The 25,556-nt window shown below is 71.5% G+C and carries 18 protein-coding genes, 2 pseudogenes and 1 riboswitch; of the genes and pseudogenes, 10 read left to right on the top strand and 10 right to left on the bottom strand.

The features are described from left to right. The first annotated feature begins 75 nt into the window (after positions 1 to 75). Entirely contained in the window at positions 76 to 1,506 is a 1,431-nt protein-coding gene (locus ACGFYY_RS04565) for a short-chain fatty acyl-CoA regulator family protein (RefSeq protein WP_393707062.1), read from the top strand. 19 nt (positions 1,507 to 1,525) lie between these two features. On the opposite strand, the gene ACGFYY_RS04560 is transcribed toward ACGFYY_RS04565, so the two are convergent. Further along, positions 1,526 to 2,218 carry a hypothetical protein gene (locus tag ACGFYY_RS04560; protein ID WP_393707060.1) on the bottom strand — a complete coding sequence of 231 codons (693 nt, stop codon included), beginning with the start codon at positions 2,216 to 2,218 and terminating at the stop codon, positions 1,526 to 1,528. Positions 2,219 to 2,281: 63 nt separating this feature from the next. Beyond that, positions 2,282 to 3,697, bottom strand: a complete 1,416-nt coding sequence (locus tag ACGFYY_RS04555; RefSeq protein WP_393707058.1) for a short-chain fatty acyl-CoA regulator family protein — start codon at positions 3,695 to 3,697, stop codon at positions 2,282 to 2,284. A gap of 378 nt (positions 3,698 to 4,075) precedes the next feature. Between ACGFYY_RS04555 and aceA the strand changes: the two genes are divergently transcribed. From aceA to ACGFYY_RS04540, 3 genes are all read left to right on the top strand, one after another. Continuing rightward, a complete protein-coding gene (gene aceA, locus ACGFYY_RS04550; protein ID WP_393707056.1) occupies positions 4,076 to 5,362 on the top strand; it encodes an isocitrate lyase in 1,287 nt (428 codons plus the stop codon). Between the two features lie 115 nt (positions 5,363 to 5,477). Next, the gene (aceB, locus tag ACGFYY_RS04545; RefSeq protein WP_393707055.1) at positions 5,478 to 7,076 is read left to right on the top strand and encodes a malate synthase A; all 1,599 of its coding nucleotides are present in this window, start codon (positions 5,478 to 5,480) and stop codon (positions 7,074 to 7,076) included. Further along, positions 7,073 to 7,957 carry a 3-hydroxybutyryl-CoA dehydrogenase gene (locus tag ACGFYY_RS04540; protein WP_393707054.1) on the top strand — a complete coding sequence of 295 codons (885 nt, stop codon included), beginning with the start codon at positions 7,073 to 7,075 and terminating at the stop codon, positions 7,955 to 7,957. The genes aceB and ACGFYY_RS04540 overlap by 4 nt, the downstream gene beginning before the upstream one ends. A gap of 106 nt (positions 7,958 to 8,063) precedes the next feature. On the opposite strand, the pseudogene ACGFYY_RS04535 reads toward ACGFYY_RS04540, so the two are convergent. Continuing rightward, positions 8,064 to 8,234, bottom strand: a pseudogene (locus tag ACGFYY_RS04535) (dihydropteroate synthase); the annotation flags it as partial. Positions 8,235 to 8,465: 231 nt separating this feature from the next. Next, positions 8,466 to 10,790, bottom strand: a complete 2,325-nt coding sequence (gene metE / locus ACGFYY_RS04530) for a 5-methyltetrahydropteroyltriglutamate--homocysteine S-methyltransferase (RefSeq protein ID WP_393707053.1) — start codon at positions 10,788 to 10,790, stop codon at positions 8,466 to 8,468. A 189-nt stretch (positions 10,791 to 10,979) separates the two neighbouring features. Further along, a riboswitch (cobalamin riboswitch) is annotated at positions 10,980 to 11,135 on the bottom strand. Positions 11,136 to 11,537: 402 nt separating this feature from the next. Between metE and ACGFYY_RS04525 the strand changes: the two genes are divergently transcribed. Together ACGFYY_RS04525 and ACGFYY_RS04520 are read left to right on the top strand one after the other, a co-directional pair. After that, on the top strand, positions 11,538 to 12,248 hold the full coding sequence (locus ACGFYY_RS04525) for an ANTAR domain-containing protein (protein ID WP_393707052.1): 711 nt from the start codon (positions 11,538 to 11,540) through the stop codon (positions 12,246 to 12,248). After that, positions 12,196 to 13,974: a PP2C family protein-serine/threonine phosphatase gene (locus tag ACGFYY_RS04520; RefSeq protein WP_393707051.1), complete on the top strand. Its 1,779-nt coding sequence runs from the start codon at positions 12,196 to 12,198 to the stop codon at positions 13,972 to 13,974. Before ACGFYY_RS04525 ends, ACGFYY_RS04520 begins: the two co-directional genes overlap by 53 nt. 538 nt (positions 13,975 to 14,512) lie before the next feature. Here ACGFYY_RS04520 and ACGFYY_RS04515 read toward each other — a convergent pair. After that, complete coding sequence (locus tag ACGFYY_RS04515; RefSeq protein ID WP_393707049.1) at positions 14,513 to 16,618, bottom strand: protein kinase; 2,106 nt, start codon at positions 16,616 to 16,618, stop codon at positions 14,513 to 14,515. Positions 16,619 to 16,923: 305 nt separating this feature from the next. Here ACGFYY_RS04515 and ACGFYY_RS04510 point away from each other — a divergent pair, with 305 nt between their 5' ends. Further along, positions 16,924 to 18,204 (top strand): peptide ligase PGM1-related protein, encoded by a 1,281-nt coding sequence (locus ACGFYY_RS04510; protein WP_393707048.1) that lies wholly within the window; start codon positions 16,924 to 16,926, stop codon positions 18,202 to 18,204. A gap of 94 nt (positions 18,205 to 18,298) precedes the next feature. Further along, positions 18,299 to 19,414 carry a glutamate--cysteine ligase gene (locus ACGFYY_RS04505; RefSeq protein ID WP_393707046.1) on the top strand — a complete coding sequence of 372 codons (1,116 nt, stop codon included), beginning with the start codon at positions 18,299 to 18,301 and terminating at the stop codon, positions 19,412 to 19,414. A 111-nt stretch (positions 19,415 to 19,525) separates the two neighbouring features. Here ACGFYY_RS04505 and ACGFYY_RS04500 read toward each other — a convergent pair whose 3' ends face one another. From ACGFYY_RS04500 to ACGFYY_RS04485, 4 genes and pseudogenes are all read right to left on the bottom strand, one after another. Continuing rightward, positions 19,526 to 20,782, bottom strand: coding sequence for a cytochrome P450 (locus ACGFYY_RS04500; protein WP_393707044.1), 1,257 nt, complete (start codon positions 20,780 to 20,782; stop codon positions 19,526 to 19,528). A gap of 85 nt (positions 20,783 to 20,867) precedes the next feature. Then, positions 20,868 to 21,278: pseudogene (locus ACGFYY_RS04495) on the bottom strand (NAD(P)/FAD-dependent oxidoreductase); the annotation flags it as partial. A gap of 9 nt (positions 21,279 to 21,287) precedes the next feature. Continuing rightward, a complete protein-coding gene (locus ACGFYY_RS04490) occupies positions 21,288 to 21,617 on the bottom strand; it encodes a plasmid stabilization protein (RefSeq protein WP_393707042.1) in 330 nt (109 codons plus the stop codon). Positions 21,618 to 21,783: 166 nt separating this feature from the next. After that, positions 21,784 to 22,251, bottom strand: a complete 468-nt coding sequence (locus ACGFYY_RS04485) for an ATP-binding protein (protein WP_393707041.1) — start codon at positions 22,249 to 22,251, stop codon at positions 21,784 to 21,786. Between the two features lie 323 nt (positions 22,252 to 22,574). Here ACGFYY_RS04485 and ACGFYY_RS04480 point away from each other — a divergent pair, with 323 nt between their 5' ends. After that, a complete protein-coding gene (locus ACGFYY_RS04480; protein WP_393707039.1) occupies positions 22,575 to 23,678 on the top strand; it encodes an alcohol dehydrogenase catalytic domain-containing protein in 1,104 nt (367 codons plus the stop codon). 187 nt (positions 23,679 to 23,865) lie between these two features. Continuing rightward, positions 23,866 to 24,588, top strand: coding sequence for a peptidylprolyl isomerase (locus ACGFYY_RS04475; RefSeq protein WP_393707037.1), 723 nt, complete (start codon positions 23,866 to 23,868; stop codon positions 24,586 to 24,588). Between the two features lie 94 nt (positions 24,589 to 24,682). Here ACGFYY_RS04475 and ACGFYY_RS04470 read toward each other — a convergent pair whose 3' ends face one another. Beyond that, positions 24,683 to 25,486, bottom strand: a complete 804-nt coding sequence (locus ACGFYY_RS04470) for a metallophosphoesterase (protein ID WP_393707036.1) — start codon at positions 25,484 to 25,486, stop codon at positions 24,683 to 24,685. Positions 25,487 to 25,556: the final 70 nt, after the last annotated feature.

The raw sequence follows: 25,556 nt of genomic DNA, 5'->3' as shown, positions 1-25,556 counted from the left end.
AATCTGCGAATCTTGCGAAAGAGGCGAGTGCTACCTTCGCAAGAGAGGAACGGGTGGAAGGGACGCTGTCGCCACATGGGACGTACGGCCGGACGGAAGATCTACGCCCACGCGAAACTGCGCAGGCTGCGACGCGAGCGGGGCATGAACCAGGTGGAGCTGGCCCGTGCCCTGGACCTGTCCACCAGCTACCTGAACCAGATCGAGCACAGCCAGCGGCCGCTCACCGCTCCGGTTCTGCTGAAGATCGCCGAGGTGTTCGGGGTCGACCCCGAATTCTTCTCCGAAGCCGACGAGGAACGCCTCACCACCGATCTGCGCGCCGCCTTGGCGGACGAGGCCGGCGGGGTCTCGGTGGCCTCCGAGGAGATCGCGGACATGGCCCGTGACCACCCGGACATCGCGAAGGCCCTCGTCGCGCTCCACCACCGCTATCGGGACGCGGCCGAGCAGGTCGCCGCTCTGGCCCCGCCCGGGGACTCGGCGGTCGTGGTGCGCGCCGAACCGCATGACGAAGTACGGGACTTCTTCTACGCCTACCACAACCATTTCGACGCGCTCGACACCGAAGCGGAAGCCGTCGCAACGGCCCTGGGCGGCGGCTCCGTGTCCCGCACGGCGGACCGCCTCGCGAAAGTCCTCGCCACCCGGCACGGGGTGACCCTCTTCGACGGTGCTCCGGACTGGTCCTCGGACGCCCGCCGCTTCGATCGCGAACGTGGCCTGCTGTTCCTGTCGCCCTGGCTGACCGACGCGCAGCGTGCCTTCCAGCTCGCGACCCAGCTGGCGCTGCTGGCGTACGGTCCGCTGCTCGACTCCCTGGTGGCCAACACCGAGTTCGACTCCGAGGCGTCGTCCGGACTGGCCAGGGTCGGACTGGCGAACTACTTTGCGGGCGCCCTCCTGATGCCCTACGGGCCCTTTCGGGCAGCGGCCGAGGAACTGCGCTACGACATCGAGCTCCTCCAGGCACGCTTCGGGGTCGGCTTCGAGACGGTCTGCCATCGGCTGAGCACCCTGCAACGCACCGGACAGCGCGGGGTCCCGTTCTCGTTCCTGCGGGTCGACCGGGCCGGGAACATCTCCAAGCGCCAGTCCGCGACCGACTTCCACTTCTCCAGGCTGGGCGGGACCTGCCCGCTGTGGACCGTCTACGAGGCGTTCTCGGCCCCGGGCCGGATCCTGACCCAAGTGGCGGAGATGCCGGACGGCAAGAAGTACTTCTGGATCGCCCGCACTGTGACCCGCGGAGGCTACGGCCATCGTGCCCGCCGGGCCGAGTTCGCCGTCGCGCTGGGCTGCGAGCTCCGCCACGCGTCCCGGCTCGTCTACGCCGAGGGTCTCGCGGTGGTGGAACAGTCGGCTGCGACGCCGATCGGGCTCGGCTGCCGGATCTGCGAGCGCCGCGACTGCGCCCAGCGGGCCAGGCCGCCGGCCGGCGGCCGCCTCGCGGTCGACCCCGACCGGCAGACGTACGTTCCCTACCCGGTGTTCAAGAGCGGGTGATCGGGCGTCCCGGACGGTTTCACGTCCCGCCCAGCACCTGCGCGTACTCGGCGAGCGCACCTTCCTGGTCCCAGGTCAGCTGCCGGACCTCCCAGATCAGCAAGGCCGTGTCGACCACCTCGGGCGCAGGTTCGCAAGGCTCGGCCGATGGGCGGACGTCGGTCAGCCCAGCCAGCACGGCGACCCGTATGCCGAGCGTCGCCGCGAAGCCGTCGAGCATCTCCGCATCGAGTTCCTTGGCACCTCGTCCCACCGCGCCGATGGTCGAGGCCGCCTTGCACACACCGGACATCAGGCACATGACCTTGGCTGCCCCAGACCAGTTCAGGTTACGGAGCGCGAGCATCCGCAGGAGGAGGGAGCCGAAGCCCAGTGGGTACTGCTCGTACGGGCGGGGTTTCCAAGGCGTGAGCGTGCCCGCCGGCGCGGTCATGGAGCGTGCACGGGTGCGCAACAGGTGCCTGCCGGACGGGGGCAGAGCAAGGGAACGCGACACCATGGAACTGGAAGCGCCGGCCGTCTCGTCGAAGAGCCACGCCGTCGCGGGCACGGGGAGGTCCGCGATGAGCAGGAGGTCGTGGGTGCGCAGCCCGGTCCGCTTCGCGAGTTCGTCGAGGAGCTTATCGGTCGGAGGCCATGTGGCTGGGAGGCCGACCACCTGCGCGAGGCGCGCCAGACGTACGTCGGGTTCGGGATATGCCGAGGGTTCCATGACCGCCACAGCTGGTAGGGGGTTGGGGACGTGTCCGCGAGGCCTGGGCCGATGCCAGGTGCGTCAGCTGCGGGGTGACGAGGACGCGCCGATGACGGGGTACGGGACGAACGTGCTGCTGTTCTCGTCCACGGCGAGGGCACGGCCGAGTGGGGGGACCGCCCGCTGCGGGCAGTCGAGGCGCTCGCAGAGGCGACAGCCCATGCCGATCGGGGTGGCGGCCGCCGTGTTGTCGAGGTCGAGCCCGTCGGCGTACACGAGCCGGGAGGCATGACGGATTTCGCAGCCGAGGCCGATGGCGAAGGTCTTGCCGGGTTCGCCCCAGCCGCCGCGGTGGCGGGTGACGGCGCGGGCGGTCCACAGGTACCGCTGTCCGTCGGGCATGGCGGCGACCTGGACGTGGATGCGGCCGGGCGCGGCGAAGGCCTCGTAGACGTTCCAGAGCGGGCAGGTGCCGCCCGCTCGGGAGAAGTGGAATCCGGTGGCGGACTGCCGCTTCGACATGTTGCCGGCCCTGTCCACGCGTACGAAGGAGAACGGGACGCCGCGCAGCCTGGGGCGCTGGAGGGTGCTGAGGCGGTGGCAGACCGTCTCGTAGCCGAGGCCGAAGTGGTCGGTGAGTCGTTCGATGTCGTAGCGGAACTCCTCGGCGGCCGTGTGGAAGGCCGTGTACGGGAGGATCAGCGCGGCGGCGAAGTAGTTGGCGATGCCGATCCGGGCCAGAGGGCGCGCCTCGGACCCGGCCGGGAAGTCCTCGGCGGCCAGGCGGTCGAGCTCGTCCCCGTACTCGAGGAGGGCGAGCTGGGTGGCCATCCGGAAGGCCTGCTGGCCGGGGCGGAGCCTGCTCGACAGGTGCAGGGCGCGGCCATCGGCGTCGTAGTGGTGCAGCCTGTCGGAGTCTGCGGCGATCCTCACCCCGTGTCGGTCGGTGAGGCGGTGCGTCAGGGCGCGGATGACGTCCCCGGGGCGGATGCGGATCTCGCGGGCCAGGTCCTCGGCGGCGAGGTCGGTGTCGTGGAGGTAGTTCTGCCGCCGGTAGAAGAACTCGCGGATCTCCTCGTGGGGAGAGCGCGGCGCCTCCGCCGGGCCCCCACGGCCTTCGGCCGCGTCGGCGAGCCGCTCTGCCAGGAGCTGGCTGCGTCGCCCGAGGTCCAGCAGGACGGCGGCGACCGCGGGCATCCGCGTGGCCAGCTCGGCCAGGTCGGAGGAGGAGACGCGGGCTTCGGCGACCTCCTTGGCCAGCGCCTCGCGAAGGTCGGCGACCATGCGGCTGGTGTCGCGCTCCGAGAAGAACCCGGGGTCCACCCCGAAGGCCTCGGTGAGGCGCAGCAGCACCGGGACGGTGAGCGGGCGGGAGTCGTGTTCCATCTGGTTCAGGTAGCTGGGCGAGATGCCCAGCACCCTGGCCAGGTCGGCCTGCGTCATGCGCCGCTCTTCGCGCAGCCGCCGCAGGCGTGCTCCCGCGTAGGTCTTGCTCACCGGACTCCTCCACCGTCGGACGGATCCCGTCAGCATACGGCGACCTGACTCATCGGTAACCTTCGCAAGCTTGGCAATTTCAGCCTCGAAGATTCGCAAACCTTGGCAGACGTACCTCCTTGATGGCACCCAGTGCCAGTGTCAGAGTCAGTCCTGCGGCCAGCCGGAACCGGTGGCCGGGAAGGACCCCAGAACCTCGATTCATGCCCTGATTTCGGTGGTCTGGCCGTCCGCTCCTGGCCGATCGGCAGCATTGCTCAGCTCCGGCCCACGGGCGGGTTCGGCGGCCGCGCCTTCTTCATCAGGCACAGAGTGTCAATGCGTGGATCCCTGTCGGGGGCATTGGCAAGACAAGCGACGACGGAAACGGTGACGGTCATGGCAGAGGCGAACACGACGGCGGCGGCCGAGCAGCTCAAGCAGCGCTGGGCCGACGACCCGCGGTGGGCAGGGATCGAGCGGACGTACTCCGCCGAGGACGTGGTGCGGCTCTCGGGCAGCGTCCGCGAGGAGCACACCCTGGCCCGGCGCGGCGCCGAGCGGCTGTGGCGACAGCTCCACGAGCAGGACTACATCCACGCGCTCGGCGCCCTCACCGGCGGCCAGGCCGTCCAGCAGGTCCGGGCCGGGCTGCAGGCCATCTACCTCTCGGGCTGGCAGGTGGCCGCCGACGCCAACCAGGCCGGGCACACCTACCCGGACCAGAGCCTGTACCCGGTCAACTCCGTGCCCCAGGTGGTGCGTCGGATCAACAACGCGCTGTTGCGCGCCGACCAGATCGCCACCGCCGAGGGAGGCACCGACACGACGGACTGGCTGGCCCCGATCGTCGCGGACGCCGAGGCCGGCTTCGGCGGACCGCTGAACGCCTTCGAGCTGACCAAGGCGATGATCGCGGCGGGTGCGGCAGGGATCCACTACGAGGACCAGCTGGCCTCCGAGAAGAAGTGCGGCCACCTCGGCGGCAAGGTCCTCGTCCCCACCTCCCAGCACATCCGCACCCTGAACGCGGCCCGCCTGGCCGCCGACATCGCGGACACCCCGACGCTGATCATCGCCCGCACCGACGCCCTCGCGGCCACCCTGCTGACCAGCGATGTCGACGAGCGCGACGCGGAGTTCTGCACGGGTGAGCGCACCGCCGAGGGCTTTTACCACGTGCGGAACGGCATGGCCCCGGTCATCGCCCGGGGTCTGGCGTACGCCCCGTACGCCGACCTCATCTGGGTCGAGACCGGCACGCCCGACCTGGCCCAGGCCCGCGAGTTCGCCGAGGCGATCCACGCCCAGTACCCGGACCAGATGCTCGCCTACAACTGCTCGCCCTCCTTCAACTGGAAGGCCGCGCTGGACGACGACCAGATCGCCAAGTTCCAGCGGGAGCTGGGCGCGATGGGCTACCGCTTCCAGTTCATCACCCTGGCCGGCTTCCACTCGCTCAACCACGGGATGTTCGACCTGGCCCGCGGCTACGCCGAGCACGGCATGACGGCGTACGTCGACCTTCAGGAGCGCGAGTTCGCCGCCCAGGCCCAGGGCTTCACAGCCGTCAAGCACCAGCGCGAGGTCGGTACCGGCTACTTCGACCTGGTCTCCACCGCGGTCAACCCGGCCTCCTCCACCACCGCGCTCGCCGGCTCCACCGAGGAAGAGCAGTTCCACTAGGAGCCTCCGCTCCGGGTCCGGCCGGGCCCAGCTCGGCGCTCCACCGATCGTCGTCCGACGGCGCCCGAGGGTTTCCCTTGGGCGCCCGCCGCCCCACGCTGAGGAGAAGAACCTCATGTCACTCATGCCCCTGATCAGCAGCGTCCGGGTTCTCGGCGCGCCGGCTGAGCGCCACGAGGAGATACTGACTCCCGAGGCCCTGGAGTTCATCGGCCGGCTCGACGCCGCCTTCGCGGACCGCCGTCTGGAAATCCTCAAGGAACGCCGCCGCCGCTCCGCCCACTTGGCGTCCGGGACGCCGCTGGACTTCTCCCGCGCCACGGCCGCTGTCCGCGCCGACACCGACTGGCGCGTGGCCCCGCCCGCCCCCGGGCTGACCGACCGCCGAGTGGAGATCACCGGCCCGCCGGAGCGCCGTATGGCGATCAACGCGCTGAACTCCGGGTCCAAGGTCTGGATGGCCGACTTCGAGGACGCCACCGCACCCACCTGGAACAACGTCGTCGGCGGTCAGCTCAACCTGCTCGACGCCATCGAGCGCCGCATCGACTTCACCACCACCGAGGGCAAGGAGTACCGCCTCGGCGCGGACCTCGCGACCATCATGGTCCGCCCGCGCGGCTGGCACCTCACCGAGGAGCACCTGGAGGTCGACGGCCGTCCCGTGTCCGCCTCGCTCGTGGACTTCGGTCTGTACTTCTTCCACTGCGCGCAGCGGCAGATCGACGCCGGGTACGGCCCGTACTTCTACCTCCCGAAGTTGGAGAACCGTACCGAGGCCCGCCTGTGGAACGACATCTTCGTCTTCGCCCAGGACCTCCTCGACATCCCCCGTGGCACGGTCCGCGCCACGGCGCTGATCGAGACGATCACCGCCGCGTTCGAGATGGAGGAGATCCTCTACGAACTGCGCGAGCACAGTGCCGGCCTCAACGCCGGCCGCTGGGACTACCTCTTCAGCCTCATCAAGACCTTCGGCCACCGTACCGACTTCCAGCTCCCCGACCGGGCCTCGGTCACCATGACCGCCCCCTTCATGCGGGCCTACACCGAACTCCTCGTGCGCACCTGCCACAAGCGCGGCGCCCACGCCATCGGCGGTATGGCAGCCCACGTCCCCAGCAAGGACCCGGACGTGAACGTCGCCGCGTTCGCGAAGGTCCGGCTCGACAAGGAACGGGAGGCCGAGGACGGCTTCGACGGCTCCTGGGTCGCCCACCCCGGCCTCGTCCCCCTCTGCCGGGAGGTCTTCGACGGTGTCCTCGCGGACCGGCCGAACCAGCTGGAGCGCACGCGCGAGGACGTCGAGGTCACGGCCGCCGACCTGCTGTCCGTCCGCAGGATCGCGGCTCCGCCGACTTCCGAGGGCATCCGCTCCAACGTGGCCGTGGCGCTGCGCTACTTCGACGCCTGGCTGCGCGGCAGTGGCGCCGTCGCACTGAACGGCCTGATGGAGGACGCCGCCACCGCCGAGATCGCCCGCGTCCAGATCTGGCAGTGGCTGCGCCACGACCGGGTGGACCGGAGTACGGTCATCGACCTCCTCGACGCCGAATGCGCGGCGCTGGAGGCCGAGGACCCGCAGGCGCTCGCCCTCGAAGCCCGTGAGGTCTTCGTGGACTCCGCGCTTTCGGTGCAGCTCGCGCTGTTCTTCACGCCTGACGCTTACGCCCGCCACCTGGTCCGCCGCGCCCCCGCGCAGGTGAACGCGTGAACGCCCTCCCGCAGCCTGCCGGTATCCGGCGAGTCGGTGTCGTCGGCGGCGGCCAGATGGGCGCGGGCATCGCCGAGGTATGCGCCCGCGCCGGACTCGACACCGTCGTGGCCGAAGCGGACGCCACCGCCGCCCGAGCGGCCGGTCAACGCGTGGCCGTCTCCCTGGAGCGAGCGGTTCAGCGCGGCAAGCTCGACCGCCTCTCCGCCGAGGATGCCCTGGCCCGGCTCGTATGCACCGGGGACCTGGAGGACCTCGGCGACCGGCAGCTCGTGATCGAGGCCGTCACCGAGAACCCCGAAGCCAAAACGGAGATCTTCACGGCCCTGGACAAGATCGTCGCGGATCCGGAGGCGATCCTCGCCACGAACACCTCGGCCATCCCGATCATGCGGCTGGGCATGGCCACCGGTCGCGCCGACCGGGTCGTGGGACTCCACTTCTTCAACCCCGTCCCCGTCCTCCCCCTGGTCGAGGTCGTCTCCTCCCTCCACACGTCGGCGGACACCCTCGCCACAGTGGAGACCTTCGCCCAAGAGGCTCTCGGGAAGACCACGGTCCGGTCCCAGGACCGGGCCGGCTTCGTGGTCAACGCGCTGCTGATCCCGTACCTGCTCTCCGCCATCCGCATGGCCGAATCAGGGTTCGCGAGCGCCGCCGACGTGGACGCCGGCATGGAGCTGGGCTGCGCCCACCCCATGGGCCCGCTCAAACTCGCCGACCTGATCGGCCTGGACACCGTCGCGGCCATCGCCGAGTCGCTGTACGAGGAGTTCAAGGAACCGCTGTACGCCCCGCCCCCGCTGCTGTCGCGGATGGTGCAGGCCGGGCTGCTCGGCCGCAAGAGTGGCCGCGGCTTCCACACATACGGCCGGGTCTGAGGGGCCCGGCACGACTCCGGGGCTGAGGGTGCGCCGGAGGTACGCAGGAACGGTGGGGGAGTGGCGAGTGGTGTCGTCGCGTCCCCACCGTTCCGTATTCTCAGCGGGCCACCACGGCCTCGACACGGGCACCGAGTTCCGCGACGACCTCGCGCACCACCTCCTCGTACACGGCGCGGCTGTTCATGTCGTGGCCGTCCCCCCCCCGCCAGTGCATGGCGACGAAGGGGACGCCGCCGGCTACCACCGCTGGGACCATGGCGGGGTCTGCCAGGCCCCACTGACGTCGTGTCTCCCAACGTGGCCGGTGGCCGCTTTCGCGGGACCCCTGGACCGAGGACGCCGCCTTGCCGGCCAGGCGTAGACAGCTCAATGCCTACGCCGTCGCGGAGAACGGCTGTTCCGCTTCGCCACCTGAGACCTTCCCGTCTGCCGGGCCTGCGTCGCTCCTGTCCGGTCGTGGCCGGTCCGGGCCGGACGCCGAAGCGCCCGGCCCGGACGCGCGGCATCAGCCGTTGCCGACCGCCAGCTCCGCCCTGACCTCGCGGGCGGCGGCGACGAGGTTCTCCAGGGAGGCTCGGGTCTCGGTCCAACCACGGGTCTTCAGGCCGCAGTCGGGGTTGACCCACAGCCGTTCGGCGGGGATGGCGTCCAGCCCCTTGCGCAGGAGGCCGGCGGCCTCGTCGGTGCTCGGGACGCGCGGGGAGTGGATGTCCCAGACGCCCGGGCCGGCCTCACGGGGGTAGCCGTGCTCGGCCAGCTCGTCCGCGACCTGCATGTGGGAGCGGGCGGCCTCCAGGCTGATGACGTCGGCGTCGAGGTCGTCGATGGCCTGGACGATGTCGCCGAACTCGGCGTAGCACATGTGCGTGTGGATCTGGGTGTCCGGCCGCACACCACTGGTGCTGAGCCGGAACGACTCGGTCGCCCAGGCCAGGTACTCGGCGTGATCCGCGGCCCGCAGAGGCAGGGTCTCGCGCAGCGCCGGCTCGTCGACCTGGATGACCGAAGTGCCTGCTGCCTCCAGGTCGTTCACCTCGTCGCGCAGGGCGAGCGCCACTTGGCGGGCGGTGTCTCCGAGCGGCTGGTCGTCGCGTACGAAGGACCAGGCGAGCATGGTGACCGGACCGGTGAGCATGCCCTTGACCGGCTTCGGCGTCTGAGCCTGCGCGAACGTCGTCCAGCGAACGGTCATCGGCTCCGGCCGGGAGATGTCGCCGGCCAGGACGGGCGGGCGGACGTAGCGGGTGCCGTAGGACTGCACCCAGCCGTGCTGGGTGACGACGTAGCCGGTCAGCTGCTCCGCGAAGTACTGGACCATGTCGTTGCGCTCGGGCTCGCCATGTACCAGCACGTCGACGCCGGTCTTCTCCTGGAACGAGATCACCTCGCGGATCTCGTTCTCGATCCGCTCCTCGTACCCGGCCGCGTCGATGCGGCCGGCCCGAAGGTCGGCGCGGGCCACGCGCAGCTCGTCGGTCTGCGGGAACGAGCCGATGGTGGTGGTGGGTAGTACGGGCAGTCCCAGGTGGGCGCGCTGCGCGGCAGTGCGCTGCGCGTAGGGCTGGGAGCGGCGGCCGTCCGCGTCGGTGACGGCAGCGGTGCGGGCCCGGACGGCAGGGTCGTGGGTGATGGCGGAATGGGCGCGCGAGGCCAGGTCGGCGCGGTTGGCGGCCAGCTCTGCGGCGATCACGTCGGTGCCTTGGGCGAGACCGCGGGCGAGGGTGCTGATCTCGGTGGTCTTCTGTCGGGCGAAGGCGAGCCACCGCCGGATCTGCGGGTCGATGTCCCGTTCGGCGTTGGCGTCCAGCGGCACGTGCAGCAGGGAGCAGGACGCGGCGACGTCCACCCGGTCGGCAAGGCCGAGGAGGGTGCCGAGGGTGGTCAGCGACTTCTGGTAATCGTTGATCCAGATGTTGCGACCGTTGACGACACCCGCGACCAGGCGCTTACCCGGCAGCCCGCCGACCGCGGCGAGGGCATCGAGGTTCGAGGCGGCGGAGTCGGTGAAATCGAGGGCAAGGCCCTCCACCGGGGCGGCGGCGAGGACCTGGAGGGCGTCGTCGAGCCGGCCGAAGTAGGAGGCGACCAGCAGCTTGGGCCGGTCGGTGAGGGCGCCCAGGTCACGGTAGGCGCGGGCGGCGGCGTTCAGGTCGGCCGGGGTGCGGTCCTGGACCAGGGCGGGCTCGTCGAGCTGCACCCACTCGGCGCCGGCGGCGCGCAGGTCGGCAAGGACCTGTGCGTAGACGGGCAGCAGCCGGTCGAGCAGGGTGATCGGCTGGAAGTCGGCGGCGACGCCGGGGGCGGGCTTGGCGAGCAGCAGGTAGGTGACAGGGCCGACGAGGACCGGGCGAGCCGACCGGCCGAGCGCGAGGGCCTCCTTCAGCTCGGCGACCTGCTTGCCGGAGTCGGCGGTGAAGACGGTGTCGGGGCCGAGTTCGGGTACCAGGTAGTGGTAGTTGGTGTCGAACCACTTGGTCATCTCCAGGGGGGCCACGTCCTGGGTGCCCCGCGCCATCGCGAAGTAGCCGTCGAGGGCGTCCGCGGCGATGGCCTCCTGGTGCCGATCGGGGACAGCGCCGACCATCACACTGGTGTCCAGGACGTGGTCGTAGTACGAGAAGTCGCCGGTGGGCACCTCGGTGATGCCGGCGTCGGCCAGCTGCTGCCAGTTCGCACGACGCAGGTCGGCGGCGGTCCGGCGGAGGGCGTCGGCGGTGACGCGGCCCTTCCAGTAGCCCTCGATCGCCTTCTTCAGTTCGCGGTTCTGTCCCTGGCGGGGGTAGCCGTACACGGTGGCTCGTGCTGCCGCGGCTGCGGACTTCGCTGTCACGGAACTCTCCTTCGCGAGATGTGTCCAGAACATCCCGGACGACGGGACGCGGACGCGAAGGGACGACAGAACGTGCGGACCACGCCGCGGGAGAGAACACCGCACGTGCCGCTCGCTGTGTACGCCGACCCGCCCACGAGGTCACCGGGACATCCGCATGCGGAATACGTCCGCGTGCGGGCAACGGGCAGGTCTTCGGACTCGCGGGCACGCCTGCCGGTCTCCCGGCGGGCACCTACTGGCCGTCGCTTCCCAGGACCGTTGGCCGGTCCCAGTGCGTATGACGGCGGTCGTTCCCGCTCACCGCTGCGGGGCAGTCCCGGATTCCCACCGGGTTCCCTCTTACGACGCATCCCGCCTGGCGGACGGGGCGAACCAGCTGCACCGGCCACCCTAGGGGCCCGGATCGCGCAGCGACGAGTGGATTCCAGTATTCGGACAGTGGAATGAGATATCCGGCGGGAGGTAGCCGGGGAGGCGGACGTGCACGTCGAGTCAGGCCGCGAGCCTGCTGGATGTCGACCCGGACACCGCGTACGGCTGATGTCGGAGGGAGCTGCCCCGCTCGTCGGGCACACACATGCCGCTGACCGTCCGCGAACGACGGCGGAGCCTCGAGCGACGGAACCACGACGGTCCATCTCCTCCACCAACCCACACTTCCCCGTGCGGGCCCGGCCCAGACCGCCCAGGGCGCCGCGCGGTCGGGCCGGTTACAACGGCCGTGGGGCGTGGCATGCTCGACCTATGGAGGGCGATTCCGTGCTACCCACAGGCGGCGGCGCGAGCCCCGAGATGCTGGCGTTGGCCAACGTGGTCGCCAGGCTCCGTGCCGAGGTCGTGGACCTGGAGGCACAGGCGTCGATGACAGCCGTCCTCGAGCGTGCCAAGGGCATGGTGATGGCCCGGACGGGCCTACCGCCGGACGCCGCGTATCAGGAGCTGCTCGACAGTGCCGCGCGACACCGCCGGACCCTGCTGGAGGAATGCTGGATCACCCAGGGCCAGGTCGGTGCCGGTTGGGCGGGGACGCCGCCGAAGGCCGCCGAGCGGGCCGCTCGTGCAGCCGTGCCCGTAGTGGAGCACACCCCCTTCGACACCGGTCGCTACGTCCTCTCCGGTGGGGTCGGCCCCCGAGCCGGCCATCGGGCGCTCCTTGCCCGCTTGGCCGAAAGCCTGACGGCCGCCGACGTACGTGCCCCCTCCGAGATCGCGGGCCTGCTGCGATACGTGCTCGGCGAAACGGAGGACGTGGCCGCGGTGATGATCTACACCGTTGCCCCGGCCGGAAGCCTGGAGCTGACCGGGCACGCGGGCGTGGACGACGCCACGGCCGAGCAATGGAGCCACATCCCCCCCGCTCAGCGGTGTCGCGGCACTGGAGGCCATCGAGGCCGAGGAGGCGGTGTGGCTCGAAGACCTGGCGCGGGACGCCGTCCGGTACCTGCTGATCGGTGAGCCGCCCGAGCGGTGGCCTTCCCGCGCGTGGCTCCCCGTACCCGGGAGTCGGCCGGTGACGGCCGTCGTCGGATTCTTCCGTACCCGGCCGGGCCCCTTCGACGCGCGCACCCGGACCCTCCTCCGGCGGGCGGTCGGCCTGTGCACCGGCCCCTTGCGGGAAGACCGGGACTCCGACCGGCCCGACCCCCTCCAGCAGGACGTCGAGGACGTCCAAGCGATCTTCGACGCCCTGCCGGGGCCGGCGGTGCTGCTGACGCCGCTGCGTTCGCCCACGGGACAGGTGGAGGACTACCGGATCGACGCGGCGGCGCCCGAGGCCCTCGACGTGGCCGGTCGGCACGGCAGACAGCTGATCGGCCGGAAGATCCTGGAGACGTACCCGACGGTGGCGGGCAGCGACGTCTGGGAGGGGTACCTGGACACGCTGACCACGGGCGCCGTCTACGAGAGCGAGCCCTTCACCTATGAGGAAGTGGCCGCCGGAGCCCCGCGGCAGTCCGTCTACTCGGTCCGGGCGTCGAAGCTGAGGAACCGTCTGATCGTGACGTGGATCCGGCACGACACCGACGAACGTGAGACCCGCAGGCTGGACGACATGCAGCGCCTGGGCAACCTCGGCTGGGCGGGCTGGAACCTCACCACGGACACGATCAGCTGGTCCGACCAGGTCTACACGATCTTCGACCGCGATCCCGCTCTGGGCCCCATGCGCCTGGAGGAGCTGCCGAGTCACCTGCTGGCGGAGGATCTGCCGGAACTGGGCGCGGCCGTGCAGCGCCTGTTGGGCGACGGCGGGGCCATCGACCAGCCCTTCCGGATCGCCACGGCACGCGGCGTCCGGCACCTGCGGATCGTCGCCGAGGGCCAGCGGGACGCGGACGGCAATCCGGTGGAAGTACACGGCTTCTTCCAGGACCTGACCGCGCAGCGGGGCGCCGAGACGGCCCTGAAGGAGAGCGAACGCGCCAATCTCGTCCAGCGGGGCATGCTGAAGGCGGAGCGCGCCCTGGCCGCAAGACTCCAGGACACCCTCCTGCCGATCGCCGAGCAGTCCCTCGAGCTGGCCGGTCTGCGCGTCGACGTGGCCTACGTCCCGGCAGAGAGCGGGCTGAACGTCGGGGGCGACTGGTACTCCGCCATCGAACTCCCTGACGGGAGCGCGTTGTTCGTCGTCGGGGACGTCGCCGGCCACGGCCTGTCGGCTGTGGGCACGATGGCCCAGCTGAGGTTCACGGCCAAAGGCATGAGCATCACCGGATCACCCCTGTCGGAGGTCCTGGCCCGGCTCAACACGCTCCTGCTCCACACGGCGGGGGATGCCCACGGCGCCACCGCGACCATGGTCATGGGGCGCTACCAGCCCTGGGACCAGCGGCTGACCTGGGTGCGGACGGGGCATCTCCCGCCGCTGCTGATCCGGGGCGGCCGGGCGGTCTACCTCCCCCAGCCCGAGGGCAGCCTCCTCGGCGCGGCGGCCGCTTCGGTGTACGAGGAGCAGGTCACCGAGCTGTTGCCGGGGGACCATCTGCTCTTCTACACGGACGGCCTGGTGGAGGAGCCTCGCGAGGACCTGGGGGTCGGGCTCGACCGGCTCTCCGACACGGCGCTGCGGCTCGTGCGGGAGGGCCGGAACGGCTACCTCGCCAAGACCCTGGCCGGGCGGCGTCCGGGCAACCGGGACGATATCTGCGTCCTACAGGTCCACGTGCCCGACGCGCCCTGATCCGCACCGCGGAAGCGTCGGTGTGGACCAGCAGGACGTCGGCGTGGTCGCGCCGGCGCTGTTCCTCGTGGGCGAAGAGGCTGTCGGCCGACCCACGGGAGGCGTCAGACCTGCGCGCTGCCCGCCGAGGGGCACCGCAGGTGTCAGTGGTCCGACCGACCCTGGTGCGTTGCGGCCGCCGGGAGCGCGCATGAGCCCCCGGTATCGGGGCAAGTGCCCCGGGCACGCTCGACGCGCGCGAGACGCACCGGTACCGAGCCGGCCGCTGATGCCAAGAGGTGGAACATGACCTCGAACCGAGCGGGCGCAGGCCCCGCGTACACCCTTGTCGACGCCCAGGACCCGACGTCCCCGTGGACTGATTTCCAGAAGGTCATGGACCGGATGTTCGACCTTCTGGAAGGCGCTCATCAGGACGACGAACCCCCTGCGCCGACGAGGCCCCCGGCCACACCGGCGGTCGGGGCGGCGCCGAGCGATGACGCCGCGGACGAGGGGACGCCGCGGACGCGGGGACGCCGCGTGGCCGCCTTCGCTCTCAGCGCCAGGCAGGATGCCCTTCGGCGGCACCGCCGGCGGTGAGCGCGCGCTCGCCGGTCCTGTCCGCGCGCACGGCCCAGATCGTGGGCTGTTCGTAGGGGCCGCGGACGAAGGCCACCCACGTGCCGTCGGGGGACCAGACGGGGTCCATCTCGTGGGCGCTGCCCGCGATCAGTTCGCGATCGTCGCTGCCGTCCGCGTTCACCAGGCGGATGTCGCCCTGGGTGCCCGTGCCGTAGGTTCCGGCCGTGTAGGCGAGGGTGGCGCCGTCGGGTGACCACACCGGGTCCTGCGCCGCGTGCGGCAGCCGTGTCACCTGCCGCGGGGCGCGGTCCGGGACGGCGGGATCGACCACGTGGATCTGCCAGTTCCCGGCGCCTGTCTGCAGGCAGACCGCGATGCTCTTGCCGTCCGGCGACCACGCGGGATCCTCGACCTGGCTCCCGCCCGAGGTGAGCTGGCGAGCCGCGCCGTCGGCGACGTCGACCACGAACAGTTGCTGTACGCCGTCCTTCTTGCGCAGCACGGCGAGCCGGCTGCCGTCCGGCGACCAGGACACCCTGCCGCCGGCGATGGAGGTGATCCGGCGCGCCTTCGAGCCGTCGGCATCGGCGATCCAGACGGCCGTGCCCTCGGGCGTGCTGCGGGTGAACGCGAACGACCGGTGGTCCGGGGACCACTGGGGCAGCATGTCGCACGTGCCCGCGCCGCCCGCGATGAGCTCCACGGGCTTCTCCGCCGAGGCGTCCCGACGGGCGATGACGCCGTGGCACGTTCCGGGCCAGCCCGGGGCGGTGTCCTGCCGGATCAGCAACGGTTCGGCCGGGAACGGCGCGGGGGTCGGCGCGGATCCGGTGGGTGAGGAGGCGCGGCCCTTGGAACCGTTCTTGGTCGAGTGGTTCCACGGCTGCCACACGAACAGGCCGGCGGCCGCGAGAGATGCCACGAGCACCGCAGCGAGTACCGCACGGCGACGCCGCCCCTTCCCCGCATCGGTCGGCGGGACCTGCGCGGGGGTGAGGGAGGGCTGCGTGCCGGGCCCCGGCACGGTGGGTGAGCGTTCGGTGCGGGGCTCCGCGACGACGGCCGGGGCGGCGCCCGGCAGCCGGACGTCGTCCGGGGCGTTCTCCGACGTGTCCCGCCGGTTCTCCGACAGGCTTTCCGGGACCGGGACCGGAACCGGCGGGATCGGAACCGGCGGGATCGGAACCGGCGGGACCGGGATCGGCTCCGGCTCCGGGACGGGCACCGGGAGCAGTTGCGTGGCCGCTTCCGGCAGCCAGGAGGCGCCGTCCGCGTGGCGGACGGTGAGACCACCGAGGAAGGCGGCCGGGGTGGGCCTCGCCGCCGGGTCCTTGGACAGACAGGCGCCGATGGCTTCGCGGAGTTCGACGGGCACGGCGGTCAGGTCCGGCTCTTCGTGGACCACCTTGTAGTGCCTGGCCGCGGACGGGCCGTCACCGAAGGGGGCGCCCCCCGCCGCCTGGGTGAGCACCACCCCCAGAGCGAACATGTCGACCGCGGGGGTGAGGTCCCTGCTCCCGGTGAGCTGCTCGGGTGCCAGGAAACCGGGCGTGCCGATCTGCAGGCCGGTCTGTGTCAGTGATGTGCCGTCCAGGGCGCGCGCGATGCCGAAGTCGATGACTCGCGGCCCGTCCTCGGCGACGATGATGTTCGCGGGCTTCAGATCGCGGTGGATGACCCCTGCGCGGTGGATCGCGTCGAGCGCCTCGGCCAGGCCGGCCGCGAGGACGGTGAGCGTGTCCAGGGGCAGCGATCCGACGCGCGCGAGTACCGCTTGCAGGGTGGGGCCGGGTACGAACGCCGTGACCAGCCAGGCCGGCTCCCCGTCCGGGTCCGCGTCCACCACCGGAGCGGTGTGGAAACCGCCGACCCGCCGCGCCGCCGCGACCTCGTCGGCGAACCTGCGCTTGAACCCGGGCTCGGTGCTCAGCTCGGGACGCACGACCTTGATGGCGACCGCACGACCGGACCGGGAGCGGCCCAGGTACACAACGCCCATGCCTCCCTGACCGAGCCGTCCCACCAGCCGGTACCTACCCTCGCCCAGCGAGGGGGGATCCCCCGGTTCGAGCGGCTTCATACGTCCCCCGTTTCACACCTTGCGCGATGAACAGCCTCTCCCTATCTGTCGTGCCGTCCACCCGTCAAGCGAGGCCCTCCTGGAATCCCGACCGAAGCGCGTTCGACGGCGACACCCATCGCGTCGCGGGCCCGGTCGACCCCGCGTAGGCGGCGCCGACCAGCGAGGACAGGGGCCGTGCGCGGAGCGGGGTGGCCGGGCTCGAGACGTGGGAGCCTTGCCCTGCCCGGCCTCCACGTTCGTGGAGTGGGTGGCCCGCCCCCGCCGGCCGTGGACGGCCGTACGGCGACCATAGAAGCAGAGCAGTGACCGATACGGGCCCGATCGTCGTTTTCGCGAACTTCCTCTCCGACTTGGCGGTGGATCTCGACGAGGGGCAGATCCTGACGCAGTGGGCGCAGCAGGCGCCGCGGAAGGCCTGGTTGCTCCGGCCGGGGGATGTGTTCGTCACCCCTGTGCCGCTGAGCCGGGAGTTCTTGCGGTACGTGTACGGCCTGACAGGGGTGCCTCCGGAATCGGTGGCGATCGTCGAGGTGCCGCCCGCCGGCGCCGTCCCCCTGGCTCGGGCGGTCCGCGAGGCCGGCCTCGTCGAGCAGGTCCGGGCTCTCGCAGGTGACCGGGGGGCCGCGCTGTTGCCGACCGCGTCGGACGCGTCGGCGATCGCGTTCGCCCGTGAGGTCGGTATCACGGTGCACCCGTACCCGACGCTCGAAGCCGCCGAGGACGCGCTGCGCATGACCATGCTGCTCAACACGAAGACCGGCTTCCGCGAGACGGCCGAGCAGGTGGGCATGCGGCTGCCGACGGGGCGGACGTGCCGTCGCCCGGAGGCCGAAGGCGTGGTGCGCGCACTGCTTCGGGACCACGAGCGTGTCGTGGTGAAGCCCGACCGCTCGGCGGGTGGGCACGGGATGCGTTTCGTGTCCCGCGACGGCCTGAAGGGCCAGGGAAGCCTGCTGCTCGACACGGTCGGCGGGCCCGAGGGCCTCTGGGTGGTGGAGGAGTGCCTCGACGTCGCCGAGTCGGTCAGTACGCAGATGGAGGCGGCAGCCCACGGAGTGCGGGCCCTCTTCAGCGGCGCGATGCGCACGGTTGAAGGATCCTTCACGGGATACGCCTCTCCGCTGCCGCCGTCCTGCGCGCACGTGGCCGACGAATTGGCGGGATGGGGGACGACCTTGGGACGCCACCTGGCCGACCACGGATTCGCCGGTCCCTTCGGGCTCGACGCCCTGGTGGACACGGCCGGCCTCCCGTACGCGAGTGAGAGCAACGTCCGCCGCACGGCCACGACCACTCCCCACGCCATGGTCACCCGGCTGACCGGGGGATCGGCCGCGCCGCCTCCGGCATGGTCGATCGCGAGGGGCCGGACGCGTGACCCGCTGGACTTCGAGGGGGCCCTCGCCCGACTGCGCGCTGCCCACCTCGCGTTCGATCCGGGGCGCGGCGAGGGCGTCGTGCTGTACGCGGACGCGCCGACCGACGGCCGTTCCTGGAGGTACGCGGTGATCGCCCGCAGCGCGGGGGACGTCGAGGAGCAGGAAACGGCCTTGGCCGGGGTCTTCGGATTCGAGGGTGGCTGATCCCGTCACGAGGTGATCAGGCGGGGCGGCGGCATGGTCGAGGGGAGCCAGGGCAGGTGCGGGGTATCTGACGGTTCGATCCACAGGCGGCGTCATGCGAAGCGTAGGTGTGGAGGAAGAGCTGCTGCTCGTGGACGCGGACAGTGGCGCCCCGCTCGCCGTGTCCGGGGCGGTGCTGGCAGCCGCGGAGCGTTCGGCCTGGCAGCGCCCCGGCACGAGCGCTCGACGGGACCACGAGTTCGAGAAGGAACTGCACAAGGAGCAGTTGGAGTTCGCCACGAAACCGGTGACCGAGATGCGTGAGCTCCAGGAGGAGATCGTCCGCATCCGCGGCGAGGCGGCCCACCACGCGGCGAGTGCCGGAGCGGTGGTGGCGGCGGTCGCGACATCCCCGTTGCCCGTCAAGCCGTCGTTGAACGTCGGACGACGCTACCGGTGGATGGGCGAGCAGTTCGGACTGACCGCGCAGGAGCAGCTGACCTGCGGATGCCACGTCCACGTGTCGGTCGCGTCGGACGAAGAGGGCGTAGCCGTTCTGGACCGCATCAGGCCCTGGCTGGCCGTCCTGACCGCGATGAGCGCGAACTCGCCCTTCTGGCAGGGCGAGGACAGCGGGTACGGGAGCTACCGCAGCCGCGTGTGGAACCGGTGGCCGTCCGCCGGTCCGGTGGACGTCTTCGGCTCCGCCGACCGCTACCACGAGCAGGTCCGCGCGATGATCGACACCGGAGCGCTGCGCGACGAGGGCATGATCTACTTCGACGCCCGTCTGTCGGCCACCTACCCCACCGTGGAGGTCCGCGTCGCCGACGTATGCCTGGACGCCTCCACGCCGGTCCTGCTGGCAGCCCTCATCCGTGGCCTGGTCGAGACGGCGGCCCGCGCCTGGCAGGACGGACGACCACCGGCCAGGATCGGTACGAGTCTGCTGCGCCTGGCCTCCTGGCGGGCCGGACGTTCCGGCCTGGACGGACCCCTGCTGCACCCCGAAACCATGCGGGAGACGTCTGCCGAGGACGCGGTCGAGGCCCTGTACCAGCACGTGCGCACGGCATTGAAAGACCACGGCGACGACGAGCGGGTCCGGGAAGGCATCACGCACCTGCACGAACGCGGGAACGGCGCCCGCACCCAGCGCCGGCTGCGCGCCGACGGGCCGGAACTCGCGTCCGTCGTCACCCGGTGTGCGGAGCTGACCCTCCGGTCGTGAGGCGCGGCGTCGAGCCGGCGAAGACCGGCGGACGCGACAGCTACCGAGGTCCGTACGTCCGTCCGCGCAGGTCGCCCCCGCCGTCCCGCGGGGGCGACCTGCGCGGACCGGTCACCTCAGGCGGAGTCGGAAGCCGCTCCGGGGGATCGTGGGAATGCGGGACAGGGGAATCCCGAGGTCCTGGTCGGGAACCTCGTAGTCGAGTCGCGCCAGTTCCGTCGCGAGGGCCGCGAGCGCGGTGACGGTGATGTCCTCTCCGGGGCAGCGGTGGCCGCGTGCCGGGTCGCCGCCGCCTTGGGGGACGAGGTCGTCCATCGGGTCGCGCGGCCCCTCGGGGCTCGAGAAGCGGCGCGGGTCGAACCGGTACGGCTCCTCCCACAGGGCGGGATCGTGGTTCTGGCCGTACAGGTCGAGCAGGACCAGGGCGTCCTTGGGAACGTGCTCCCCGTGCCAGGTCAGGTCCTGCGCGGCGAGGCCCGCGACGAAGGGGGCGAACGGGTAGAAGCGCCGTACCTCGTGGGCGAACGCCTCGGCGTAGGTGCCCGCGGTGTCGCTTCGCAGCAGGTCGCGGTGCTGGGGCCATCGGTGCAGTGCGTGTGCGGCGAACGTGGCGAACCAGGCGATGGCGACGGTGGGCCGGATGATGTTCAGCAGCTCGACCGCGGCGGTGCGCGCGTCCAGGAGGTTTCCGTCCAGGTCGCGGTGCCAGGCCACCGTCTCCAGTGCCGAACTGTTGACGTGCCCCTGGGGGGTCGTGCGTTCATCGGTGATCAGGCCGGCGAGCGCGTCTTCCTGGCGGCGCCGTGCCCGGCGGGCGCGCAGGTGGCGGGGGCCGGGGGTGGCGAAGCCGTCGACCATGGCCGTGCAGTCGCGTGCCAGGTCGGCGGCCTGCTCGTCGGAGAGCGGTACGCCCGCCCAGTCACGGACGGCAAGGGCGAGGACCTCGGCGGCCTCGTCGAAGAGCACCACGCGGTCCTGCTTCCGGCCGGCCATCGCCTCGCGCCACCGCCGGGTGACGCACTCGCCCAGTGCGGCGACTGAGGCGCCGTCCTTGAGGAGGGCGATGAACATCGCCTTGCGGACGCGGTGCGCGTCACCGTCGAGGGTGTGGACGGCGCCCTGACCGAAGAGGGTGTCCAGGACCGGGTCCGGCAGGGCCGCGGTGCGTACGACGTGCTTCTCGTCGTAGAAGAAGGCGACAGCGTCCGGGCCGCGCAGGGCGATCGCGGGCCGTCCCATCAGGCGGGTCCGGACCGTGCCGTCGAGGCTGCGGCGCATCCGGTTGGGCAGCCACGCGTAACCGTGCACCAGGAGTGCGAGCGTGCTGTCGTTCCACGGGGCGGCGTCGGCTTTCTTGGAGGAGGGCATGGGACGCGCGTACCCGGCACGGCCCGAGGCACGCGCACGACGGCCCGGTGTCACTCGTGCGTGGCCGTGGGTGGGGCCGTGCGCGTCACACGCGTGGGGCGCGGTGGAGGAGGGCGTGGAGCCCGTGGGCGCGCAGGCCGGCCCGTGCGGCGTTCGCCCCGGGGGCGCCGTGGACGCCGCCGCCGGGGGTGGGGCGGAAGACCGCCTGTTGGTGGAGGGCGGTGGTGCCGTTGTCGATGGCGCCGTTGCGCAGGTTCTCGCCCATGGCTTGCAAGGTGCTGGGGGCCAGGATGCGACGGGCGCCGATGAGTCCGCGGAAGCCGGGTGCGAAGCGTTCCACCTGGACCTCGATGCGGTCGGCCATGGCTTCCTGTTCGCGGGTGTCCCAGCGGCCGGTGACGCCGTCGGGGCCGGCGTCGGAGGTGATGTGCTGCGGAAGATGGGTGGAGGCCCACGCCGATTCGGTGCCCGGCAGCGACGCCGCCCCCGAGGGTGTGTTCCCAGGTCAGTGGCCGAGGGCGTTCTTGAGCTGCTGCTTGGTCATGGTGGAGCGACCCTCGACGCCGCGCTTCTTCGCTTCTTGGTAGAGGTCGTCCTTGGTGCGTTCGGAGGAGCCGCCGCCTCCCCGGGACTTCTCACCGCCGCGTTGTGAGGCGGACTTGCCCTGGGTGGAACTGCGGCTCGCCGTCTTGCTCTCCCCGGAACGGGCCCGTTCCTTGTTCACCGTTCGGGAGGCCATCTCCTTCGCGCGGCCTTCCGACATGCCGCGCTCCTCACCGGACTCCTTGATGTGTTCGTACTGACGCTCGCGCTTCGGGCTGGAACCTCGGGGCATGACGGAACCCTCCATCGACGGTGTGATGTCACGGTCATGGTGCGCGTACCCCGATCCCGTCGCATCTCACGCATTTCGGACCGGCAGCTCTCATTGCGAGGTGGAGCAGCGGATCCGGTCGCGGCCGCCGGGTCCCGACCGCCCCGACCGCCCTGGCCTCGGCAGGTCAGTCGGTATGGCTCGGTCCCCGCTGGTCCCTGTCGGAAAGCGAGATGCTTGCGGTGACCCGTTTGCCTCCGGCGGCTCTGCGGACGTGGAAGCTCCGGGAAGCCGCGTTGACGATCTCCAGACCGTGCTGCCCGATCCGCAGCGGGTCGGGCAGCCGGAGGGCGGGCGGGGCGGGGTCGCCGTCCCAGACGCTCACCTCGACACAGCCGTCCCGCACCTCGAGCGCCAGCCGGTACGCTCCGGGCGCGTAGGTGCGGGCGTTGGTCACCAGCTCGCTGACCACCAGCATCACCGCGTCGGCCGCACGAGCGGAGATCTGCAGGCCGTGAAGCGACTGCGCCTCGTCGAGGAAGGACCGGGCCATACGCCGGGCGTCGGCGATCCTCTCCGAGCCATGGAACTCGGCGGACGCCCTGATCGGGCCCGGGCCGGGCTGCTCGGACGCTGCGGTTCCGTCCTGATCCATGACCCCTGCTTCCAGCCGTCTCTCGGCACCCGTAGCACTCTAAGGTCAGCGAAAATGTGCCGCACCGCTCCGACGTCGATCCGTCAGGACTCCCCGGCCGGTGGCTGTGGCCGCTGTTCGCCCGGCCTACCACCGATCCCGTGCCGCGACGGCCACGACGCGCCGGCGTTCCGGTCGGTCACCCGCTGTGTTGCCTCCGGCCCCGGGCAGTGGAAGGCGCGCACCGTACGGTTCGTCGCCCCGGCGCGGGGCAGCCGCACCGTGGGGGCTCGGCCGCAGCAGGAACCGACGAAGCGAAGCAGCACCGTCTGCGAGGAGGCGTCATGCGGGCACTCACCTGGCACGGCAAGCGGGACGTACGCGTCGACACCGTGCCCGACCCCAGGATCCGCGACCGCGACGACGTGATCGTCAAGATCACCACCACCGGCCTCTGCGGCTCGGACCTGCACCTCTACGAGGTTCTCGGGGCGTTTCTCGACCCCGGTGACATTCTGGGCCACGAACCCATGGGCATCGTGGAGGAGGTAGGACCGGACGTCACCTCGCTGAGGCCGGGGGACCGGGTGGTGATCCCCTTCAACATCTCGTGCGGGTCGTGCTTCATGTGCGACCGAGGGCTGCACTCCCAGTGCGAGACGACACAGGTCCACGAGCACGGCACGGGCGCGTCGCTCTTCGGCTACACGAAGCTCTACGGCCAGGTACCGGGCGGACAGGCCCAGTACCTGCGCGTTCCGTTCGGAAACTCCCTTCCCGTCCGGGTGCCTGACGGGCCGCCCGACGACCGCTTCGTCTACCTGTCCGACGTCCTGCCCACCGCCTGGCAGGCCGTCGAGTACGCGGCCGTTCCGCGGGGCGGTAGCGTCGCCGTCATGGGCCTGGGGCCCATCGGTGACATGAGCTGCCGCATCGCCGCTCACCGCGGCGCCGGTACGGTCATCGGCATCATCGCGGATGCCGCGGCCGACCTGGACGGCGTACGGGCCGCTCGTCAAGCCGTCCTCGACACGGGCATGGTGCCCCTCGTCATCGCCCCGACCGGCGGCGCCCTCGATCCCCACGGTGACCCGATCACCATTCGGCGCACCTACGCCGCCGCCCGCTCCACCGAATTCGACGCACTCCTGCTCGCCGGCGCGCCCCAGGCCGGCGCGGACGCGTACGGCGCCCGCGACGCCAAGGCCGGTACCGCCCGGTCCCCGCGAGCGGTCGACCCGCGGGTGCTCCTGCTCGTCACCGAGGCGTACCGGCACGGCAAGGCCATCGGCGGCTGGAACGGCGCGGACCGGTTCCTCGAGACCGTCGGCATCACGGCCGACGACCCGGGTATCGCCCTGGACGAGGACGGTACGGCGGTCGTCCGGACCGTCACCGCGGCCTTGGCCGAGCATCGGGCCTGGGACAGGTTCCCGCCTGCGGTCTGAGGGGTCGGAACCTCGGGAAACGACGAAAACGGGCCCACCCCGTCAAGGCTCGGGCGGGCCCGTTCCGCCCGCCTCTTCGTGCGGAACGGGTGCCCGCAGTCGGCCGGAAGTGCCCCTCCCGCCGACCACGCCGCACCCTAGACTGCGACCGCTCCGAAACCTGGCGATCATCGGGAAGGCGTGCGAGATGAAACGAGTACTGATCAGCGCATTCGCGGCAGTGGCGTTAGTCGTGTCCGGGGGGAGTGTCGCCACCGCTTCCGACGGCGTTCCGCCGCGCACCACGCACGGCCCCTGCCAGTACACGCAGACCCCGGACGAGCCGCCCGCGCGCCGCGTTCCGCTGCCGCCCGACCCGCGGCGCACCCCGAGTCGTGGCACCGTCGACGTGGCGGTGCCGACCAGCCAGGGCTCGCTCCCGCTGCGCTTGGACCGGGCCAAGGCGCCTTGTACGGTGCAGAGTTTCCTGCACCTGGCACGGCACGGGTTCTACGACCGCACGGTGTGCCACCGTCTGACGGCGTATCCGACGCTCAAGGTCCTGCAGTGCGGCGACCCGACCGGTACCGGTGAGGGCGGGCCCGGGTACAAGTACAAGGACGAGTTGCCGGTGGACCTGCCGCCGGCGCCGACCGATCCGACCGGTGCGCGCCGCGTCTACGGGCGCGGCCTGCTGGCGATGGCCAACGCCGGTCCGAACACGAACGGTTCACAGTTCTTCGTCGTGTACGGCGACTCCGCGCTGCGACCGAACTACACCGTGTTCGGCACGGTCGGCGCCGACGGCCTGACGACACTCGACAGGACCGCCGCCGGAGGCATCGTGCCGACCGCGGAGGACCCGGCACCGGTCGACGGCACACCCGTACTGCGGACCGAGCTGCTGCGCGTCCGGCCCTGCCGGTATTGACGCACGGCGCGTGGCCACGTGCCTGGCGGCTGTGGCCGCCTCCGGCGGAAGCAGGGTCAGGCCCGGGCCCGGGCCTGACCCTGCTCCCGGCGGGTCAGGAGAGGCGGGCGAGGAGGATGCGCCCTCCCTCGTACACGCCGCCGTCGATGGCGACGACCCTGTCGTCGGCGTAGCGCAGGACGTCCCGGACGTCGGCCGGGGCGACGTCGAAGTACTTGGTGAGCGTGCTGTGCCCGTGGACGAGTACGTCGCCGCCGAGCGTGCGCAGCATGACCGAGACAGGGTCGTCGGCGTGCGCGGACTCGGCGTCGCGGAACGCCCCCCGGGCGCTCATCCGGTAGCAGAACTCCAGCCACAGGGAGGCGTCCGAGGAGTCCAGGATGTCGGACACCGCGGTGTTGACCTCCTCGACGGTCGACCCGAACTCCAGGTACCGGGCGGTGTCGGAGTGGATGAGGAGGTGGTCGTCCACGAGGGCGAGGGCGGGCAGGCCGGTCATCCAGGCGATGTGGTCCGGGGTGAGGCGGCGCAGGTCGTCCTCGCGGCCGCCGAAGCGGGCCCAGCCCCCGTGGAAGCCACCTTCTTGCTTCCATCCCGCGACGGTCGTGTCGCCGAAGCGGTGGGCGGCGAGCAGTTGGACCTCGTGGTTGCCGAGCAGGGCTCCTATGTGGCCGCCCGCGGCGGCGGCCTCGTCGGTCAGTTTCCGGACATCGTCGATGACGCCTATGCCGTCGGGACCGCGGTCCACGTAGTCGCCGAGCAGCCACAGCCGTGCGTTCCCCGCGGACCACCGCCCCGTGGAGTCGACCAGTCCCGCGTCACGGAGCACCTGTCGGAATTCGTCCCGGTGCCCGTGGATGTCGGCAGCTACATACAAAGGTGTGTTCGACGTTGACATGAGGCGGGACGCTACCAGCGGGTCGCCCGGAGTGACGGATCCTCCGTGGGCCTGGTCGGCGCTGTTTCCG

The sequence above is a fragment of the Streptomyces sp. NPDC048331 genome (assembly GCF_043201215.1).
Classification (GTDB): domain Bacteria; phylum Actinomycetota; class Actinomycetes; order Streptomycetales; family Streptomycetaceae; genus Streptomyces.
The sequence above is the reverse complement of the archived record's forward strand: the minus strand, read 5'-3'. Positions and strand labels throughout refer to the sequence as shown.

Coding starts and splice junctions, on each gene's coding strand:
- ACGFYY_RS04565 (WP_393707062.1), top strand. CDS start 76: ATGGGACGTACGGCCGGACGGAAGATCTACGCCCACGCGAAACTGCGC.
- ACGFYY_RS04560 (WP_393707060.1), bottom strand. CDS start 2,218: ATGGAACCCTCGGCATATCCCGAACCCGACGTACGTCTGGCGCGCCTC.
- aceA (WP_393707056.1), top strand. CDS start 4,076: ATGGCAGAGGCGAACACGACGGCGGCGGCCGAGCAGCTCAAGCAGCGC.
- aceB (WP_393707055.1), top strand. CDS start 5,478: ATGTCACTCATGCCCCTGATCAGCAGCGTCCGGGTTCTCGGCGCGCCG.
- ACGFYY_RS04525 (WP_393707052.1), top strand. CDS start 11,538: ATGGAGGGCGATTCCGTGCTACCCACAGGCGGCGGCGCGAGCCCCGAG.
- ACGFYY_RS04515 (WP_393707049.1), bottom strand. CDS start 16,618: ATGAAGCCGCTCGAACCGGGGGATCCCCCCTCGCTGGGCGAGGGTAGG.
- ACGFYY_RS04505 (WP_393707046.1), top strand. CDS start 18,299: ATGCGAAGCGTAGGTGTGGAGGAAGAGCTGCTGCTCGTGGACGCGGAC.
- ACGFYY_RS04500 (WP_393707044.1), bottom strand. CDS start 20,782: ATGCCCTCCTCCAAGAAAGCCGACGCCGCCCCGTGGAACGACAGCACG.
- ACGFYY_RS04490 (WP_393707042.1), bottom strand. CDS start 21,617: ATGCCCCGAGGTTCCAGCCCGAAGCGCGAGCGTCAGTACGAACACATC.
- ACGFYY_RS04485 (WP_393707041.1), bottom strand. CDS start 22,251: ATGGATCAGGACGGAACCGCAGCGTCCGAGCAGCCCGGCCCGGGCCCG.
- ACGFYY_RS04480 (WP_393707039.1), top strand. CDS start 22,575: ATGCGGGCACTCACCTGGCACGGCAAGCGGGACGTACGCGTCGACACC.
- ACGFYY_RS04475 (WP_393707037.1), top strand. CDS start 23,866: ATGAAACGAGTACTGATCAGCGCATTCGCGGCAGTGGCGTTAGTCGTG.
- ACGFYY_RS04470 (WP_393707036.1), bottom strand. CDS start 25,486: ATGTCAACGTCGAACACACCTTTGTATGTAGCTGCCGACATCCACGGG.